The organism is Streptomyces sp. NPDC028711 (assembly GCF_055565415.1).
Genome location: NZ_JBVHUJ010000002.1, coordinates 925856 through 942704 on the forward strand (window position 1 = coordinate 925856; position 16849 = coordinate 942704).

General features: G+C 74.1%; 15 protein-coding genes. 10 read left to right on the plus strand and 5 right to left on the minus strand.

Translation table 11 applies throughout. The features are described 5' to 3' along the window. The first annotated feature begins 65 nt into the window (after window positions 1-65). Genes ACZ4VK_RS09920 through ACZ4VK_RS09930 form a run of 3 tightly spaced genes read left to right on the plus strand, consistent with a single transcriptional unit; the run spans window position 66 to window position 2829 of the window. The gene (locus tag ACZ4VK_RS09920) at window positions 66-869 is read left to right on the plus strand and encodes an ABC transporter permease (protein ID WP_468350358.1); all 804 of its coding nucleotides are present in this window, start codon (window positions 66-68) and stop codon (window positions 867-869) included. Further along, complete coding sequence (locus tag ACZ4VK_RS09925; RefSeq protein WP_468350360.1) at window positions 869-2002, plus strand: ABC transporter ATP-binding protein; 1134 nt, start codon at window positions 869-871, stop codon at window positions 2000-2002. The genes ACZ4VK_RS09920 and ACZ4VK_RS09925 overlap by 1 nt, the downstream gene beginning before the upstream one ends. Beyond that, entirely contained in the window at window positions 1999-2829 is an 831-nt protein-coding gene (locus ACZ4VK_RS09930) for an ABC transporter permease (RefSeq protein WP_468350362.1), read from the plus strand. Before ACZ4VK_RS09925 ends, ACZ4VK_RS09930 begins: the two co-directional genes overlap by 4 nt. A 47-nt stretch (window positions 2830-2876) precedes the next feature. Here ACZ4VK_RS09930 and ACZ4VK_RS09935 read toward each other — a convergent pair whose 3' ends face one another. From ACZ4VK_RS09935 to thpR, 5 genes are all read right to left on the minus strand, one after another. After that, window positions 2877-3359: a hypothetical protein gene (locus ACZ4VK_RS09935; RefSeq protein WP_468350364.1), complete on the minus strand. Its 483-nt coding sequence runs from the start codon at window positions 3357-3359 to the stop codon at window positions 2877-2879. Beyond that, window positions 3356-3868, minus strand: a complete 513-nt coding sequence (locus ACZ4VK_RS09940; protein WP_468350366.1) for an RNA polymerase sigma factor — start codon at window positions 3866-3868, stop codon at window positions 3356-3358. Before ACZ4VK_RS09940 ends, ACZ4VK_RS09935 begins: the two co-directional genes overlap by 4 nt. After that, entirely contained in the window at window positions 3855-4298 is a 444-nt protein-coding gene (locus ACZ4VK_RS09945; protein WP_468350369.1) for a DUF3995 domain-containing protein, read from the minus strand. The genes ACZ4VK_RS09940 and ACZ4VK_RS09945 overlap by 14 nt, the downstream gene beginning before the upstream one ends. A gap of 391 nt (window positions 4299-4689) precedes the next feature. Then, window positions 4690-5607 carry a class A beta-lactamase gene (gene bla / locus ACZ4VK_RS09950; protein WP_468350371.1) on the minus strand — a complete coding sequence of 306 codons (918 nt, stop codon included), beginning with the start codon at window positions 5605-5607 and terminating at the stop codon, window positions 4690-4692. 183 nt (window positions 5608-5790) lie between these two features. Continuing rightward, a complete protein-coding gene (gene thpR / locus ACZ4VK_RS09955; RefSeq protein WP_468350373.1) occupies window positions 5791-6420 on the minus strand; it encodes an RNA 2',3'-cyclic phosphodiesterase in 630 nt (209 codons plus the stop codon). A gap of 428 nt (window positions 6421-6848) precedes the next feature. On the opposite strand from thpR, the gene ACZ4VK_RS09960 reads away from it, so the two are divergent. The 7 genes from ACZ4VK_RS09960 to ACZ4VK_RS09990 all read left to right on the plus strand — a co-directional run bounded on the left by ACZ4VK_RS09960 (window position 6849) and on the right by ACZ4VK_RS09990 (window position 16841). Beyond that, complete coding sequence (locus ACZ4VK_RS09960; protein ID WP_468350376.1) at window positions 6849-8894, plus strand: calcium-binding protein; 2046 nt, start codon at window positions 6849-6851, stop codon at window positions 8892-8894. Between the two features lie 117 nt (window positions 8895-9011). Further along, complete coding sequence (locus tag ACZ4VK_RS09965) at window positions 9012-9683, plus strand: FadR/GntR family transcriptional regulator (protein ID WP_468350379.1); 672 nt, start codon at window positions 9012-9014, stop codon at window positions 9681-9683. Window positions 9684-9874: 191 nt separating this feature from the next. Next, window positions 9875-10750, plus strand: a complete 876-nt coding sequence (bdeA, locus tag ACZ4VK_RS09970; RefSeq protein ID WP_468350381.1) for a bis(hydroxyethyl) terephthalate hydrolase — start codon at window positions 9875-9877, stop codon at window positions 10748-10750. Between the two features lie 121 nt (window positions 10751-10871). Then, entirely contained in the window at window positions 10872-13565 is a 2694-nt protein-coding gene (locus ACZ4VK_RS09975; RefSeq protein WP_468350383.1) for a helix-turn-helix transcriptional regulator, read from the plus strand. A gap of 197 nt (window positions 13566-13762) precedes the next feature. Next, window positions 13763-15079, plus strand: coding sequence for an L-fuconate dehydratase (locus ACZ4VK_RS09980; RefSeq protein WP_468350819.1), 1317 nt, complete (start codon window positions 13763-13765; stop codon window positions 15077-15079). After that, window positions 15076-15837 carry an SDR family NAD(P)-dependent oxidoreductase gene (locus ACZ4VK_RS09985; protein ID WP_468350385.1) on the plus strand — a complete coding sequence of 254 codons (762 nt, stop codon included), beginning with the start codon at window positions 15076-15078 and terminating at the stop codon, window positions 15835-15837. The genes ACZ4VK_RS09980 and ACZ4VK_RS09985 overlap by 4 nt, the downstream gene beginning before the upstream one ends. Then, window positions 15834-16841 carry an aldo/keto reductase gene (locus tag ACZ4VK_RS09990; RefSeq protein WP_468350387.1) on the plus strand — a complete coding sequence of 336 codons (1008 nt, stop codon included), beginning with the start codon at window positions 15834-15836 and terminating at the stop codon, window positions 16839-16841. The genes ACZ4VK_RS09985 and ACZ4VK_RS09990 overlap by 4 nt, the downstream gene beginning before the upstream one ends. Window positions 16842-16849: the final 8 nt, after the last annotated feature.

The window sequence follows — 16849 nt, forward strand, 5'->3', positions numbered from 1 at the left end:
CGTACAGGTTCCTCCACGAGGTTCCTGTACGCACGTTCCTGTACCTCGGGGGAGGGACCCGTTTCATGCCCATAGCCTGGGCGACCGCCTGGCGCACCTGGCAGATGACCCGCCGCGCCTATCCATGGACGTACGCCGTCGGCACCGTCCTGCCCGCCGCGCTCACCATCGCACTCGCCCACCTCGGCTTCCACGCCATCGGCGGCGGCGCCGTCGGCGCCGACTTCGCCGCGGGCAGCGGCACCACCGCCTACCTCGCCTACATCGTGGTCGGCACGACCGCCTTCCACTTCGCCGTCCGGCTGATCCTCTGGTCCGCCAAGGCCCTCATCACCGAACAGCGGCAGGGCACCCTCGGCGCCCTGCTCATCGCCCCCGCCGGCCGCCTCCCGTACCTGATGGGCTTCACCGCCTTCGCGGTGGTCAGCAGCCTCCTCGAGTTCCTCACCCTCGGCCTGGTCGTCGCAGCCCTCGGCATCACCGTCCCGGTCTCCTCGGTCCCGGGCATGCTGCTCGGCGCCCTCGCCCTGATCGGCGCCGTCTTCGCCCTCTCGGTCGGGCTCGGCGGACTGATGATCGCGGCGGGGGAGGCCCACATCTCGCAGAACACCGTCTTCATCGTGCTCGGCCTGGTCGGCGGCTTCACCTTCCCGCGCGACTACCTGCCCGAGCCGGTGCGATGGTTCGCCGAACTCCTCCCCACCACCTCGGCGATGGACGTCCTGCACGGCAGCTCCACCGGAGGCCACACCCTCCCCGAACTCCTCCCGAGGCTGGCCGTCAGCGCCGCCCTCACCTGCGCCTATCTCCTCCTGGGCCTCGCCTGCCTGCCGCGGGCCGAGGCCCGCGCCGTCGAAAGGACCTACTGATGACCACGGCGATCGAAGTCCGCGGCCTCCGCAAGGACTTCGCCGTCCGGGACAAGGGCCTCTTCGGCCCCCGCACCCGCAAGCGCGCCGTCGACGGCCTCGACCTCGACATCCCGCGCGGCCGCGTCACCGGCCTCCTCGGCCTCAACGGAGCCGGCAAGACCACCACGATCAAGATCCTCGCCACCCTCCTGCGCCCCAGCGCCGGCACCGTCCGTGTCGACGGCCTGGACGCGGTCGCCGACGCCCGCGCCGTACGCCGCCGCATCAACCTCATCGCCGGCGGCGAGCGGATGGTCTACACCCGTATGACCGGCCGCGAGAACCTCTGGTACTTCGGCCAGCTCTACGACGTCCCCAAGGCCGAACTGCGGCGCAGGACCGGCGAGCTCCTCGACCTCGTCGGTCTGACCGACGCCGCCGACACCATGGTCGAGCGGTACTCGCGCGGCATGACCCAGCGGCTCGCCATCGCCCGCGGCCTCGTCAACCGCCCCGACTACCTCCTCCTCGACGAGCCGACCCTCGGACTCGACGCCCCGATCGCCCGCGACCTGCGCCGCGTCGTCGCGGAACTGGCCGCCCACGACGGCACCGGCGTCCTGCTGACCTCGCACTACCTCGCCGAGGTCGAGGAACTCTGCGGACACGTGTACGTGATCTCCGCCGGCCGCCACCTCGCCCAGGGCAGCCCGGCCGGGCTGAAGGCCGCCACCGGCAGCCACCGTACGGTCCGCCTCACCGTCACCGACCCCACCGACGGAACCCGGGCCGTAGCGGACGCCTTCGGAGCCACCCGCGAGCCCCTCCCCGACGGCGCGGAACTGATCACGCTGCGCCACCCCGGCGACATGGCCGGTCCACTGGCGGCGGCGGTGGTCGGGGCGGGCGGATCCATCGGCGGCCTGGAGATCGCCGAGGCAAGCCTGGAGGACGCGATCCTCACCCTCGCGGAGAGGGGCGAGGCGGCCCTGACGGAGACGGAGGGGGCGGCTCGCACGGAAACGGCGGAGGGCTCCCACGCGCACGGCGCGGAGGCTTCCCGCGCGACCCCCACGAAGCGGCCCCGCGCCGCGGCGACCGAGGAGCCGCCCCGCGCGACGCCGACCGGCTCCAAGGGCGGCGCCCGGTGAACCACCTCCGCCACGCCCTGCGGGTCTTCGCCGCGGAGACGCTCAAGCAGCACCGGCGGCTGTTCGGCCAGCCGCTCGTCGTCTTCTCGATGCTCGTCTGGCCCGTCCTCCAACTGGCCACGACCTACTACACCCTGCGGCCCGTCGCCACGGCCTCCCGTGCCGCCGAGAACTGGCCGCTCGCCGCCGACCCGGAACGCCTCCTCGCCTTCCTGGCCACCGGCACCCTCGCGTACGCCTTCTTCTTCTCCCTCGTCCAGAGCGCCTGGCACTTCTCCTTCGAGCGGGCCACCGGCACCCTGGAACTGCTCTTCCTCTCCCCGGCGGGCCGCCTCACCCTGATGATCGCCAACGGCGCCGGCGCGCTCCTCCAGAACGCCTGGCTGCTCACCTGCTTCACCGTCGCCGCCCTGACCGGCTTCGGCACGCTGTCCGTCTCGGCCTGGTGGATGTACGGCGTCGTGCTCCTGGCCCTGCTGGTCCCGGCGGTGGCGTGGGGCGCGTTCCTGAACAGCCTGCTGGTGTTCTCGCGGGACTCGGCGTTCCTGTACACGATCCTCGACGAGCCGCTCTGGTTCGTCTCGGGCGTCCGCCTCCCGCACTTCGCCCTGCCGGCCGCCGTCCAGGTCGTCGGCGCGGTCTTCCCGCTCACCGGCAGTCTGCTCGCGGTCCGCGGCGCGCTCATCGAGCACCGTACGGCGAGCGAACTCGCCCCGACCCTCCTCGGCCTGGGAGCGCTGAGCGCCCTGCTCCTCGGGGCGGCCGCGCTGATCCTGCGGGTGGGCGAGGCACGGGCCCGGCAGACGGGCGCGCTGAGCCTGGCGTGATGGAACCACCACGCCCGGGTGGCCTGGAGCGACCGGGCGGCGGACGGTCACGTGACCCGCTCGGCCAGGCGTGTCATGGCCTCCTCCAGTTCACGCCGCGCGCCGAGCGGCACCAGCGCCGCGCGCCCGGGGACACGTACGCCACCGGTCAGCGCGACCCGGGTCCGCCCGCCCTCGTCCACCGCCGCCATCCCGATCACCAGGAACCGGCTCTGCAGCCAGCACCAGCCCGGCCGCAGCACGCCGTGGAAGTGCGCCCGCAGCCCGTAGCGGCTGCGGGCGAGTGCCTCGACCCGGTCGCCTTCCCGCCGCAGGACCCGAACCGACCGCATGTCGGGCTGGAAGTCCCCGAAGCCGCCCTCCAGATCACCCATCACCCGCCAGACCCGGGGGAGGGGCACGGGGAGCACCCGCTCGACGAGGTGAGCGCCCCGGACACCGGCGACCATGACGCGCATCCGCCGCACGTCGTCGAGCAGCAGGTCGCTCGTGTCCTCGTTGGCCTGGCTGCCGTCTTCGCTCTGCTTCACGCGCTCCACGCCTTTCGGAAACTCTGCCGGGCCCGGTGCAGCCGGGACTTGACCGTGCCGGTCGGTACTCCCAGGAGCGCCGCCGCCGACTCCTCGTCCATCCCCTCGATGTCCCGCAGCGCGAGGACGGCCCGGTGCGCGGGCGACAGCCTCGCCAGGACGTCGTCGATGTCGGCGGCCAGCTGCGGATCACCTCGCTCCGGTACGTCGGCGAGCTCGGCCGGCCGCGCCCGGCCCGCCCGCTTCGCCACCCGCACCGCCTCCCGTACGGAGATCGCCCGCACCCACCCGTAGAGCGCCTCCGGCTCCCGTAGCGAACGCAGCGAGGTGAACACCGCGACCAGTGCCTCCTGCGTGGCGTCCGGTCCGTCGTCCAGCGCGATGGGGCGGCAGATCCGGGCGATGTACGGGGTGAGGTGGTCGAGCAGGTCGTGCAGGGCCAGGGTGTCGCCGCGCCGGGCGGCCCGGGCGAGCGTGATGCCCCGGTCGACGGGGTCAGCGGGCCGCACGCAGCGCCGCCCATCCGAAGACCAGGCTCAGGGGCGTGTACACCAGGGCGTTCAGCCAGGGGAACGCCGCACCGGAACCGTCCTTGCCGACGGCGATCCACACCAGGCCGACGGCCCCGCGGAGCAGCATCCCGGCGGCGACGGCGGCTGTGACGAGGCGCGGGATGCCGCGCCGTCGACCGCCACCGCGCGCGTGGAGGGCGACGGCGAAGGCGGCGAACCCCTCCAGGGCAGCCAGCGGCAGGACCACGGCCGGCCCGAAGGAGACGACGCTGCCGAGGACGGCGAGCGACAGGGCCCGCTCGTCGGCGGCCGGCCAGGTCAGGCCGGTGGCCCAGGAGAGGTGGACCAGCGCGAGGACGGCGAGCAGCGCGGCGACGGCACGCCCGCCCGCGATCGTCCGAGGCCGCTCGATGTCGATGACCGTCATGGGATTCCCTCCGTTGCGAGGCCGGCGCGGCAACGCGCCGACACTCCGAGGAGGAGCAGCCCCGCCCGAACGTTCCCTGTGATCCGGCCCACATCGGTGGACCCGGGGTGGCCGGGAACGCGGACGACCCGTGGGCCTTGGTCCCGTCCGCTCGAGTTCGGACGGGAGCCGGCCGGATAACCGGCGGCCCACGGGTCGGGTGACTGCGTGGTTTTCGGCAGGTGGCCTGCCGAGGTGCACAGAGTGCGACGGCAGGCCGTTAGCCCGCAGTCACCTCACGAATCCGAAAAGAAACCATTTCTCGGATCACCTCCTTTCAGCGTGTGCCCACAGCCTAGGAAAGCCGTGGACGGCGCTCAACCCATTTATTCGGGCTGTTTCTCCTGGGGCGTCAGCCGAGTTCCGCCGCCACCAGGGCGGCCGCCTCGGCCACCAGCGCGTTCACGGGTGCCGCGCCCTCCTCGAACCGCGTCGTCATCACGGCCAGCAGGATCGGGCCGCCGCCCGGCGGCCACGCGATGCCGGCGTCGTTGTTGCCGCCGTACCGGCCGCCGCCCGTCTTGTCGGCGAGGATCCAGTCGGCCGGCAGGCCCTTGCGGAACCGCTCGTCGCTGGTGGTGTTGGCCAGCATCCACGCGGTGAGCCGTTCCCGGTCCTGGCGCGGCAGCGCGTCACCGAGGACGAGCCGCCCGTAGGTCCGCCCGATGGCGCGGGGGGTGCTGGTGTCGGTCTTGCGCCAGGGTTCCCCGGAGTTCAGTTCGGGCTCCCAGCGGTCGAGCCGCGTCCTGCCGTCGCCGATCGACCGGGCGAACCGGGTGACCGCCGTCGGGCCGCCCAGCTCGTGGAGCAGCAGGTTGGCGGCGGTGTTGTCGCTGTAGCGCAGGGTGGCGTCACAGAGCTCGGAGACGGTCATCCCGTGGGCGACGTTCTCGGGCAGTCCGGTCTTGGGGGAGAAGCCCGACCGGTCGACGTACGCCTGGGTGTAGTGGAGGCGACGGGCCAGGAAGGTGCCGTCGTGATCGAGGTCGCGCAGGACGGCCGCGACGGCGAGGGTCTTGAAGAGCGAGCACATCGGGAAGCGCTCGTCGGCGCGGTACGCCACCGAGGCCCCGGACCGCACGTCGTGGGCGAAGACGCCGAGCCGGGCGGAGTGCCGCCGCTCAAGCTCCCTCAGCCGCGCGACGAGGCTCTCGCCGCCGGACGAGGAGGCGTACGCGGACCCTCCGAGCGGTAACGCGGACGCGAGTGCGGCGCCCGCGCCGAGGGCGAGAGCGGTGCGACGGGACGGGGTGGGACCAGAGACGGACAACGTGTTTCCCTTTCCGGAGCGATCACTGCTCAGGGAAACACGCCCCCGGAGTACGGGCGGTTGCGACACCACTCACCCGCTTCTCACCCGGCCAAACCGCTCACCCGCCGCACCCCGCTCACGCTCACGCGCCTCCCATCCGCCCACCGCTCCCTGCTCACCCGCCTCCCATCCGCCCACCGCTCACCCGCCCGTCCGGCGTCCGTCGAACGTCCAGGCCTCGATGTCCTGGTACCGGATGGGGCCCGGGCCCCGGCCGAAATCGCTGCCGACGAGGTGGAGGCGTTCGGCCGGCCACCGACGTCCGGTGAAGCCGGCGAGGCCGGCGGCGATGTCGAGGACGCCGGCCGGATCGTCACGGCGGGCGCGGGCCAGCGTCAGATGGGGGCGCAGCGGCCGGTCCTCCAGGGCGACACCGCACTCCCCGACCACCGCTCGGACGTCGGCCGCGAGCGCGTGAAGCCCCTCCAGGTCCCCGTCGATCCCGCTCCACAGCACCCGCTCGTCGAAGTGCCCGCCACCGCGCAGCGCCAGTTCGACCGGCCGGTGTGCCGCCGCGAGGTCCGCGAGCGGCGGACGCAGCAGCGGAACGGTCCCCACGGGCAGCTCGCCGAGGAACGCCAGCGTGATGTGCCAGTCCTCGATGCGGTTCCACCGCATCCGCGGGTACGTGTCGTACGCGGTGGCCAGTGCCCGCGCGAGCTCGTCCTTCGCCTCGTCGGGCGGGGCGAGGGCGATGAAGAGCCGCACGGTCGAGGCCCGGTCCCCGTCGTCCCCTTCGGGCTTCGCTCCCTGGCCGCGTGTCTGACTCATCTGCCGTTCCCCGCTCGCCGTACGTCCGGCGTCCATCGATCCGCTTCCACGACCCGCGTCCCCCCGGACCCGACGCCGCCTCCCGGCCCCGCCCCGACCCTCTGCGGGCCGATCGTCGCCGGTGGCCGGCGCCGGTGGCCGTTCCGAGGTGAGGGTACGCCGTGCCCGAGCCGTCTCCGGAGCCGGGGACCGCTCGGCCACCGGAACTCCGCCCGGCACTCCGCCGCGCGGTACGGGCGCCGGCGGCGGCGTCCTCGAACCACCGCACCCTCCACAGGGAGGAACCGGCACGCGCGCTCCCCCGCGGGGGTGGTTCCCGGCGTCCGGGTGGGCCTAGTCCGGCACGGCCCGGGCGAGCGGGACCCGGCACCGGCACGAAGCTGTGCGCTGCTCCCCGTACACCCACGATGACGGAGGTTCGTCCATCCATGACCCACGCACACCTGAGACCGGCGGAACGGCGCCGCAGGCCCGGCGGGAGGGCCGGCGTGCCGGCCGCGCTCGGCATGGCGCTCGTCCTCGCTCTTCCCGGCACCGCGCTCGCCGCCCCGGGTGATCTGGATCCGACCTTCGCATTCGACGGCCGGGTGACGACCCCGATCACCAACTACGCGGAAGGCCACGACATCGCGCGGCAGGCCGACGGCAGGCTGGTCGTGGTGGGGGTCAGCGAGGCGGGCTTCGCGCTCGCCCGCTACGACACCGACGGCGGCCTCGACCCCGGCTTCGGCGGGGACGGCACGGTGACCAGCGACTTCGGCGGCGGCGCCGCCACGGCCAACGCGGTCGCGATCCAGCCGTCGGACGGGAAGATCGTCGTGGCGGGCACCACCGAGGTCTTCGGGGAGGAGGGCGGCGGCTGTTGCTTCTTCTCCGTGGCCCGCTACAACACCGACGGCAGCCTCGACACCGGCTTCGGCGACGGCGGCCTGGTGCGTATCGAGGAGTTCGGCGGATCCGCCGACGGCGCGGACGTGGCGGTGCAGCCCGACGGCAGGATCGTCGCGGTGGGCAAGGGCGGCGGCAGCGGTTTCGCGCTGGTCCGACTCGGCACCGACGGAAGCCTCGACCCGAGCCTCGGTGGTGACGGGGCGGTGGTCGCGGGATTCACCCCCACCTCGCCCCAGGACGGCGGCGGCATCGCCCGCGGGATGGCTCTCCAGCCGGACGGCAGGATCGTCTCCGTCGGCTACGTGGGCAACACCGCCTTCGACATCGGCGTGGCCCGCTACAACACCGACGGCAGCCTCGACACCACCTTCAGCGGGGACGGCCAGGTCACCGCCGACTTCGGCGGCACCGAGTTCGGCAACGCCGTGGCCGTGCAGCCCGACGGCAAGATCGTCGCCGCGGGTTCCGGCGGCGCCGGCTTCGCCGCCCTCCGCTACCACGCGGACGGCAGCCCCGACGCCGGCTTCGGCACGGCGGGGCGCACCTCGGTCAACGCCCCGGGCGACGGCGGCATCGCGTACGCCATGGCGCTCCAGCCGAACGGCAAGATCGTGCTCGCCGGCCGGGCGGACGACCCGAACAGCTCCGAGGCCAACGACTTCGGCCTGACCCGCCTCCACCCCGACGGCTCGGTGGACACCGGCTTCGGCGGCGACGGCTTCGTGGTGACCGGCTTCAACGACTTCGACGAGGCCCGCGGGGTGCTCGTCCAGCCCGACGGCAAGATCGTCGCGGCCGGGTACGGGGCGGGCTTCGCCTTCGCCCTCGCCCGGTACGAGGGCGGTGACGGCACGACCCCGCCCCCGCCCCCGGCGAGCGCGGACCTCAGGGTGACGAAGACCGGCACGACCACCGTGAGCATTGGCGACCGCGCCACCTACACGGTGACGGTCGCCAACGCCGCCACGTCCACCGCCACCGCCACCGGCGTCACCCTGTCGGACTCGCTCTCCGGGGCAGGCGCGACCCTCGTCTCGGCCGTCCCCTCCCAGGGCAGCTGTACGGCCACGGCGACGGGCGCCACCTGCGCTCTCGGTTCCCTGGCCCCGGGCGCGAGCGCGACGGTCACGGTGACGGCGGAACCCCGGGCCACCGGCACCCTGAGGAACACGGCCGGTGTCAGCGGCACCCTCCAGGACCCGGTGACCTCGGACAACACGGCCGTCGCCACCACCTCGGTGAACAACGCCCGCGGCTGCACGATCATCGGCACCGCCGACGCGGACACCCTGAACGGTGGTTACGGCAACGACGTGATCTGCGGCCTCGGCGGCAACGACACCATCCGCGCGAGCTACGGCCACGACACGGTCCACGGCGGCTTCGGCAACGACAACATCGACGGCGGCTTCGGCGACGACACGCTGAACGGTGGCCCGGGCGGCGACACCCTGACCGGGTACTACGGCAACGACCGCCTCACCACCACCGACGGCACCGCCGGCAACGACACCGCCAACGGCGGCCCCGGCACGGACACCTGCACCACGGACCCCGGCGACATCCGCGTCAGCTGCCCCTGACCCCAACGCACCCCGCACCGCCTGGCGACCACCTGGCCCGCTGAGCGCCGCCACCCTGCGGGTAGGGTGGCGGCGCTCAGACATCGGATGAATTTTCGCCGTGCGCAGGAGGACGTCGTGGCAGTGACCGACGAGGCGATCGGGAAGATCAAGGAGATGATCGTCTCCGGTGCGCTGCGCCCGGGTGACCGGCTGCCCAAGGAGGCCGACCTCGCCGCCGGCCTCGGCCTGTCGCGCAACTCCCTGCGGGAGGCGGTCAAGGCGCTGTCCCTGCTGAACATCCTGGACGTACGGCAGGGGGACGGGACGTACGTCTCCAGTCTCGAACCGCCCCTGCTGCTCGAAGCCGTGTCGTTCGTCCTGGACTTCCACCAGGACGACCAGGCGCTCCAGGCCCTGAAGGTCCGGGGCATCCTGGAGCCCGCCGCGACGGCCCTCGCGGCGCAGCGGATCGACGAGGACGAGCTCCGGGAGCTCGGCGCACTCCTGGACCGGCTCGGTGACGAGCCGAGTCTCGACGAACTCGTCGCGAGCGACCTGGAGTTCCACCGCAGGATCGCGGCGGCGTCCGGGATCCCGCTGCTCTGCTCGCTCCTCGACAGCATCTCCGGGGCCACCGTACGGGCCCGGCTGTGGCGGGGCATCACCGAGGAGTCGGCCGTGGCCAGGACCTTGTCCGAGCACCGGGCGATCCTGGACGCGCTCGCCGCGCGCGACGCCCGCACCGCGGAGGCCTGGGCCACGATCCACATCTCCCACGTGGTCCACTGGCTCGACGGCGTGCTCTGAGACCCCGAGGACCGCGACAGGTCCGGGAGTTCGTCCCCTCGCCCCGCGGCCGGTCCGGATACGGAGACCGGTGGTTCTGCCGATGCCCGCGCGCCGCGCCGCGCCGACAGTGACCGGGCCAGTCCAGGACGCGCCGCCCGCCGGTTTCGCCGGAGGGCGGCCGTCACACGACACGAGAGGACGACTCCGTCGTGAAACGACACCTCGCCGCGGCCGCCACCGCCACCGCCGCCTGCCTCACCCTGCTCGCCACCCCCGGCGTCAGCGCCGCCGGCGCCGCCGCCAACCCCTACGAGCGGGGCCCCGCCCCCACCCAGTCGAGCATCGAGGCGCTGCGCGGCCCCTACGCCGTCTCCGAGACCAGCGTCTCCTCCCTCGCCGCCAGCGGCTTCGGCGGCGGCACCATCTACTACCCGACGACCACGAGCGACGGGACGTTCGGCGCCGTCGTGATCTCGCCGGGCTTCACCGCCTACCAGTCCTCGATCGCCTGGCTGGGGCCGCGCCTGGCCTCGCAGGGCTTCGTGGTGTTCACCATCGACACCCTCACCACGGTCGACCAGCCGGACAGCCGCGGACGCCAGCTCCTCGCCGCGCTCGACCACCTGACCCAGCGCAGCTCCGTACGGGGCAGGGTCGACGCGTCCCGCCTCGGCGTGATGGGCCACTCCATGGGCGGCGGGGGATCCCTCGAAGCCGCCAAGAGCCGGCCCTCGCTGAAGGCCGCGATCCCCCTGACCGGGTGGAACACGGACAAGACCTGGCCCGAGATCAGCACGCCCACCCTGGTCATCGGCGCGGACGGCGACACGGTCGCCCCCGTCGCCAGCCACTCGGAACCCTTCTACGAGAGCATGCCCAGCTCCCTCGACAAGGCGTACCTGGAGCTGAACGGCGCCACGCACTTCACCCCGAACACCTCGAACACGACGATCGCGAAGTACAGCATCTCCTGGCTCAAGCGCTTCATCGACGACGACACCCGCTACGAGCAGTTCCTCTGCCCGCTGCCGCGGCCCAGTCTGACGATCGAGGAGTACCGGGGCACCTGCCCGCACGGTTCCTGACGAGGGACGGCGCGCGGGCTCTGTGCGCCGTCACATGACACGGCTCCCGGGTCTGGGCCGCTGCCCACGCCCACGCCCGGGAGCCTTCCACCGTTCCCTACGGGTCGGTAACGTGCCTGTCGTGAGCGGAGCGACCCACGCCGCCGCCCCCGGCCCGCGGCTCTACGACCGTACGGCCGAACTCGCCGCGGTGACACGGCTCTCGGCCCGGGCCGGCAGCGGAACGGGCGGCGTCCTGTTCGTCACCGGTGACCCCGGCGAGGGCCGTACGGCGCTCCTCGCGCGGGCGGCCCACGACTTCCCCGGCACCGCCCACCGGGTCGCCGCGCCCTCGCACCGGGGCCCGTGGAGCGGAGTACGGGCCCTGTGCGCCGCCCTCGCCCCCCACCCGTCCGGCGGGCGCCGCGCGCTGCGGCTCGCGCGGGGTGAGGAGGGCCTCGCCGCGGTCGTCGACGGCCTGACCGGCGGCCGTCAGGTCCTCATCTGCCTGGACGACCTGCACCTCTGGGACGCCCACTCGCGCGCCGCGCTCACCACGGCCTGGCGGGAGACCGTCGGCCGGCCGGGCGGCACGGTGTGGCTCGTGTCGACAGCCCGTCACCACCGGCTCCCCGACGTGCCGGACGCGGAGACGGTACGGCTCGGGAGGCTCACCCGGGCGGGCGCGCGGGCCCTCCTGGACGACCTGTGCGCCGCCCCGCTCCCCGCCGGGGTGACGGAACGGCTGCTCGACGAGGCGGCCGGACACCCCGGCGTCCTGGCCTCCGCGGTACGGCGCCTGGTGTCCGTCACCGACACCGGGGCCGCGCCCTCACCCCTGGTCGACGGCGCCGTCCTCGCCGAGGTGTACGGCGGTCTCGTGGACGGCCTCCCGGCGGACTCCCGCCGCCTGCTCGCGGTCGTGGCCCTGACCGGCCGCACCGAAGCCGACGACCCGGCCCGGAGGGGCGAGCCTTCCGGACAGCTCGCCGCGTACGACCCGGCCGCCGAGGCGAACGCACCTGGACCGCTCGCCGCGTTCGGCTCCGCCGAGACGGACGCGCCCGGACCCTTCCAGGCGTCCCCGCCCGCACCCTCCCAGGCGTACGAGGTCCAGCTCGGTGCCGTGTTCGCCACCGCGCGGCTGACCCGGACCTCCGTCGAGCCGCTGGACGGCCTGATCGCGGACGGACTGCTCTGTCGCCGTGGCGACCTGCTCCGCTTCGAGGACCCGTTCCTCGGCGGCGCGGCGCTCGCCGCCGCGCCCGCCTCCTGGCACGGGGGACACCCGGCACCCGCCCCCGTCGGGACCCGCCCCGCCGTACCGGTGGACCCCACGCTCGTCCGCGGCGAGGGGCACCGCGCCGACCGGCTCGGCCCGTCCGCCGCCGTGCGCGCCCTCGCCCCCGTGGTCCGTGGCCGCTCCCAGCTCGTCCGCGGTCTCGCGGCGCTCGCCGACGGCCCGGTCATGGACGCGCACGAGGCGCTGCTTCAGGCGGCGGAGCTGCTCGCGGACCGGGCGCCGGCGGAGGCGTCGGACGCCCGGTTCCTCGCCATGGAGGCGGCGTGGGCGGGGGGTGACGTCTCCGCGTGCCTGGCCGCCCTCGACCCCGGCAAGGCCGCCCGGGGCACCGAACGCGACTTCGTCGAGGGGCTGCGGGCCGCTCTCGACCTCCGCCTTGACCAGGCCCGTTCCGCCCTCGCGCGGGTGGTCGCGCGGGACGGCGCGGAGGACGACCCGCAGCTGCTCCTGCGGGCGGGTTCGGCCGCGCTCGTGCTCGGCGACACCGCGGCGGCGTCCCGGATCCACGCCCGGGCGCTCGCCCGCGCCCGGGCGGAGCACCGTACGGCTCTGGTGCCCAGGGCCCTGGAGCACCTCGCCTACGCCGAGCTCAGGTCCGGCCGGTACAGCAGGGCCGAGCGCACCGCGCGCGAGGGACTGCGGGCGGCCGAGCAGACCGGCCAGCGCAACGTCGCCGCCCACCAGCACGCCGTCCTGGCGCTCGTGGCCTCCGTGTCCGGAGACGGGCACACTGTGACGGAACACGCGGGGCGGGCCCTCGACACGGCGCGCCCCCACGGCCTGGTCCAGGCCGCGACCCTCGCCGAATGGGCGCTGGCGCGGGACGAGTTCGGGCGCGGTCTCGCCGCCCAGGCGACCGCGCGGCTGCTCCCGCTCGTCCAGCCGGGGCCCCGGAGCGGGCACTTCGCGCTGCGGATGCTGGTGGTGCCCTGTTTCGTGGAGGCGGCCGTCGTGTCCGGGCGGCGCGCGGAGGCGCGGGAAGCGGCGGAGGAGTACGCTGTCTGGGCCGTGCAGGGCATCGACCGCACCGCGCCGCCCCAACTGGCCCGCTGCCGGGCGCTGCTCGCGCAGGGCGAGGAGCCGTCGTACTGGTTCCGTGAGGCCGTCCGCCGCCACGACAGCTGCGGCAACGACTTCGAGCGCGCCCGGACCCTCCTGGCCTACGGCACCTGGCTGCGGCGCCGCCGGCGGCCCGCCGACGCGCGCGGTCCGCTGAGCGACGCCCTGGTCACCTTCGAAAGGGCCGCCGCGGGCGGCTGGGCCGAGCACGCCCGCTCCGAACTGCGTGCCACGGGCGGCTCCACCGGCGGGGTCACGGACCCGGCGGCGCTGGGCCGGCTGACGCCCCAGCAGCAGCGGATCGCCCGTCTCGTGGCCGGGGGCGCCACCAACCGGGAGGTCGCCGACCGCCTCACGCTCAGTCCCCGGACCGTGGACCACCACCTCCGGAGCGTCTTCGCCAGGCTGGGCATCCGCTCCCGTGTCGAGCTCCCCGGTGTCGTCGGGCGATGGGACGCCCACCCGGAAGCATGAGGCCGAGAAACATCCGATGTCTCCTTGCCCCGGCTCTCGCGAGCGCCGTATCGTTCACGCTCGACAGGCCAATCACCCGATCTGTGCTGGTCGTTGGGGCCGCTCCGGGTGGGTCCGGCACTGCCGCCGAACACCGAGCAGGCAGCCCAGGCGTGAAAGGAACCCCGTTGTCCCCTGACATCACGCGGGTCATCGCGATGGACACCCACGACATCCGCTTCCCCACCTCCCGCCGACTCGACGGCTCCGACGCGATGAACCCGGACCCCGACTACTCCGCGGCCTACCTCGTCCTGCGCACCGACGAGCCCGACGGCCTCACCGGACACGGTTTCGCCTTCACCATCGGGCGTGGCAACGATGTCCAGGTCGCCGCCATCGAGGCCCTGCGCCCCCATGTCATCGGCCGGCCCGTCGACGAACTGTGCGCCGATCCCGGCCTGATCAGCCGCGCGCTGACCGGTGACAGCCAGCTCCGCTGGCTCGGCCCGGAGAAGGGCGTCATGCACATGGCCGTCGGGGCCGTGGTCAACGCCGTCTGGGACCTCGCCGCCAAACGACGGAACAAGCCCCTGTGGAAGCTGCTTGCCGACGCCGACCCCGAATGGCTCGTCTCCCAGGTCGACTTCCGTTACATCGCCGACGCCCTCACCCCCGAAGAGGCACTTGACCTGCTGCGGCGGGGCCAGGGCGGGCGGGCCGAACGCGAGAGAACCCTGCGCGCCCGGGGCTACCCCGCCTACACGACCTCGCCGGGCTGGCTGGGCTACTCCGACGAGAAGCTCACCCGGCTGGCCGAGGAGGCGGTGGCCGCGGGATTCACCCAGATCAAGCTGAAGGTGGGCGCCGACCTCGCGGACGACATACGCCGCTGCCGCACAGCCCGCGCCGCCGTCGGCCCGGACGTCCGCCTGGCCGTCGACGCCAACCAGCGGTGGAACGTGACCGAGGCGATCGAGTGGACCCGGGCGCTCGCCGAGTTCGACCCGTACTGGATCGAGGAACCCACCAGTCCCGACGACATCCTGGGTCACGCCCGGATCCGTGCCGCCGTCGCCCCGGTCAAGGTGGCCACGGGGGAGCACGTACAGAACCGCGTCGTGTTCAAGCAGCTGCTCCAGGCGAACGCCGTGGACATCGTCCAGCTGGACGCGGCCCGGGTCGGCGGGGTCAACGAGAACCTCGCCATCCTGCTCCTCGCGGCCAAGTACGGCGTGCCCGTATGCCCGCACGCCGGCGGCGTGGGCCTCTGCGAACTCGTCCAGCACCTGGCGATGTTCGACTACGTGGCACTCAGCGGCACCACCGAGGACCGCGTCATCGAATTCGTCGACCACCTCCACGAGCACTTCACCCACCCGGCCGTCGTCCACGAGGGCTCCTACACCGCCCCCACCGCCCCGGGCTTCTCCGCCGCCATGCACCCGGCCTCCCTCGCCGCCTTCACCTACCCCGACGGGACGTTCTGGGCGGCCGACCTGGCGGCGACCGCCCCGGCGGGGGTGACGGCATGACCACACCTCCCCTCGCCGGCCTGCGCGCCGTCGTCACCGGCGGGGCCTCCGGCATCGGACGCGCCGTCGCCCGGATGCTGGACGCCCAGGGCGTCGCCGTCGCCGTCCTCGACCTGAACCCGGATGCGGCCCCCGGGACGCTCACCGCCCTCCGCGCGGACGTCGGCGACGACGCCTCCGTACGCGCGGCGGTCGCGGCCGCCGCCACCGCCCTCGGCGGCATCGACATCCTGGTCAACAACGCGGGCATCGGCGCGGCCGGGACCGTCGAGGACAACCCCGACGGCCAGTGGCACGACGTCCTCGACGTCAACGTCCTCGGCGTCGTCCGTACGACCCGGGCCGCCCTGCCCCATCTGCGCCGCTCCGAGAACGCCGCCGTCGTCAACGTCTGCTCCATCGCCGCCACCGCCGGCCTGCCCCAGCGGGCCCTCTACTCGGCGAGCAAGGGAGCCGTGCTCTCCCTGACGCTCGCCATGGCCGCCGACCACGTACGGGAGGGCATCCGCGTCAACTGCGTCAACCCCGGCACCGTGGACACCCCCTGGGTCGCCCGGCTGCTCGACGACGCCGACGACCCGGAGGCCGAACGCGCGGCGCTCAGCGCGCGCCAGCCCACCGGGCGGCTCGTCAGCGCGGACGAGGTCGCGGCGGCCGTCGTCTACCTCGCCTCCCCGGCCGCCGGCTCCGTGACGGGCACCGCGCTCGCCGTCGACGGCGGCATGTCCGGACTCCGACCACGACCGGCGACCACATGACCGTCCTCGACCGCGTCCCCCTAGGCACGTCGGACGCCTGGACGACCCGTCTCGCCTTCGGCGCGGCCGCCATCGGCAACCTCTACCGGGCCGTCACCGACGAGGAGGCCGCCCGGGCCCTCGCGACCGCGTGGGACCGCGGCATCCGGTCCTTCGACACCGCGCCGCACTACGGCCTCGGGCTGTCCGAGCGGCGGCTCGGCGCATTTCTGCGCGACCGGCCCCGCGACACGTACACCGTCTCCACCAAGGTCGGGCGGCTCCTCGTCCCCGACCCCGGCGCCACCGGCGACGACCTCGCGCACGGCTTCGCGGTTCCCGCCACTCACCGCCGGCGGTGGGACTTCAGCGGGGACGGCGTCCGGCGCGCCCTCGAAGAGAGCCTGGAACGGCTCGGGCTCGACCGCGTCGACATCGTGTACCTGCACGACCCCGACGACCACGCCGAGCAGGCCCTGCGCGAGGCGTACCCGGCCCTGGAACGGCTGCGCGCCGAGGGCGTCGTCCGGGCCGTCGGCGTCGGCATGAACCAGACCGCCCTCCCTACCCGCTTCGTCACCGAGACCGACATCGACGCCGTCCTCCTCGCGGGCCGCTACACCCTGCTCGACCAGAGCGGCCTGGCCGACCTGCTGCCGGCCGCGCGGCGCAGAGGCGTCTCCGTCGTCGCCGGAGGCGTCTTCAACTCGGGCCTGCTCGCCGATCCCCGGCCGGGCACCACGTACGACTACGCCCCGGCGCCACCGGAGACGCTCCGGCGGGCCCACCGGCTGCGGGAGATCTGCGAGCGCCACGGGGTGCCCCTGCGGGCCGCGGCCGCCCGGTTCCCGCTCGGCCACCCCGCCGTCGCGGGCGTCCTCCTGGGCCTGCGCAGCGAGGACGAGGCCGCGGACGCCGCCGACATGCTGGCCCGCGACATCCCGGCCGCCCTCTGGGACGATCTGCGAGGCGAACGCCACCTCCCCGAAGACGCACCCGTCCCGAGCGGGAGGACAGGCCGATGAGAATCGCC